Raw genomic sequence first — 2,355 nt, forward strand, 5'->3', positions numbered from 1 at the left:
AATAAATTATTCAGCGATTGCCTTTTCAACGTCCTCGAAACGAATCTTTATGAGACATTGTAGTGCATGTTAGAGGGTTTCATGTATACCTGCTATTGTTAGCGAATACTACTTCATGATACTAATGGATTTCGAAGTATTATTGAAGAATACATCTGCACCAAAATACTCAGCAATGAAGCGTAATGGGAGCATAGTACGTCCGTTTACAAGTTCAGCTGCAACATCCATTCCTGGTGCAAGTTCACCGATCGCAATGGACAAAGTCTGACCTTCCAAGGTAATCATTACGGTTTTCTTAATGTTATCCCAGCCTACATTTGCTCCTAAGCTCTCCGCAACGAAGCGCAGTGGCACTAAAGTTCTGCCTTTAACTACTATCGACTCAACGTCCATACTCATTTCGATTCCGTTTAATTTATACCCTTTCTTACCTAGAGTAAGTTCTAATTTCACAGGTTCAGGTTTGGTTGTAACAAAGATATAGCCTAGTCCTTTTGCCGTGAAGGTAAATTTACCTGTCTTATGGTCATATTTGCCGCCTAAGCGTTCCATCTTACTGTCTAATCGAAGCATGACACCGCATAACATGCTAATATCGTTAGTCGACAACTTCTCTTTTGTCAGATCGAAGGTTACTGGTATATGCCCTGTATAATCTGTTACTTCCCGGCCATCTGCGAAGATCTTCAACTCATATCCCCGCCCTATAACTCCGTCTCTATCATTTACAGTTTTAATGACAACCTTCATCCTCTTGCCTGTATTCAACTGCTTCAACAATTCAGGGGACAATTCAACAGATACGGTGTCATTCGTAACGGTTAGCGGTTTGTTGGCTTTAATAATCGCACCGATCGTATCGTTTTGAATCTCAAGCTCAACTTTTCCAGCTGACATCGTCAATGCAATGGGATTGCCTTTCATCAGCTGCTCTTTGATTGTAGCATCAATAGAATCCGCAACCGGTGATTCTGGCGAAGGAGTCGGCGTACTGCTTTGGCCATCTGATCCTCCGCCGTTATTATTTGCAGTAATTACGATAGTTAACTCTATCGTATCCATGCCAGCATGGTTAGAAGCCGTAACAGTGAATTTGTATGTTCCCGCTTCAGTAGGCACCCCTGAAATAACACCCGTAGCTCCTTCTAATTTCAACCCTGCAGGTAAATAATTATCTCTCACTGTCCAGGTAATCGGTTCGTCGCCGTATACCGCTATTGTTACCGTATAAGGTTCTCCAACTTTGCCGCTTGGCAGATTCTTAGTGATAATCTCCGGAGCTGTTTCCACTGGCTTATTCTCTTTAATCTCGATGCTCAATACTCGCTTATCTATACCAAAATCATTCGTTGCTGCAACAGTGAATTCGTAATATCCTGCCTCTTGAGGCGTACCCGAGATAACGCCTGTTGCTTCATCTAGGTTCAAATTTACTGGCAAATCTGCTCCCTGGACCTTCCAAGTAATCGGTTCGCTGCCGTATACCGCTAATGTTACCGTATAAGGTTGTCCAACTTTGCCACTCGGCAAAGTCTTAGTGATAATCTCCGGAGCTGTGTCAACTGAGACATCTTCAGTGATCACTATATTGAACGTTTTTGAGTCACTGCCTGCGTCATTGTTAGCTTGAACTTTGAATGTAAACTGACCCCATTGATCCGGTGTACCCGAGATAACACCTGCATCTTCATCCAAGCTCAATCCTGATGGCAATTGACCATTTACAACAGCCCATTTGATCGGCTTATCGCTGTCAGTGGTAAGAACTGCCGAATAAGGTTGTCCTACCTTGCCATCCGCAAGCGATTTCGTCGTAATCATTGGCGCAGTACCTGCGTCTTCAACCCATTTCGCATATAATTCAATATCCCTTGTAACAGGATCAGCAACGAAATCCCAGACATCGTTTAATTCTGCATCTTGATACCAACCGCCGAAAATAGTGTTTTCTTTTGTCGGCGCTGTTGGCTCGGTAATTATCCCGCCCATATCTGCGAACTTCATCACCACTTCGCTGCCACCGTTGGAGTCAAAAGTTACCGCATAAGGGTTGTGTGCGCCGATGGAAGGCGTTCTGCCGCTAAGTGGATTGCCGAAGAAGTCTGTTCTCTCCGTCATATGAGGCAGAGCATTCGCGCGATCCACATATGGGCTTACAATCTCGGCACCTGCACCATAGGCCAGGTTATTACCGTCAGCAAGACGGAACCCGTTCATCGCACTGTAATCAAGCTTGGCATCAACTGTTCCGCTGTTGGTAATCCAATGTTCCGGCTCAGAATTATAATCATTTAATATAGAGATAAGTTCCTCTTCCGATACATAGCGGTTGTCTGTTGCTGTTACGCCTGC

Annotated in this window: 1 protein-coding gene; it reads right to left on the reverse strand. The window is 44.2% G+C overall.

Annotated elements, in window-relative coordinates:
- Positions 1-108: 108 nt before the first annotated feature.
- Positions 109-2,355: stalk domain-containing protein (locus ACWNM1_RS30440; RefSeq protein WP_449603915.1), on the reverse strand; the 2,247-nt coding region annotated here is incomplete at its 5' end.

The organism is Paenibacillus sp. Marseille-Q9583 (assembly GCF_976954365.1).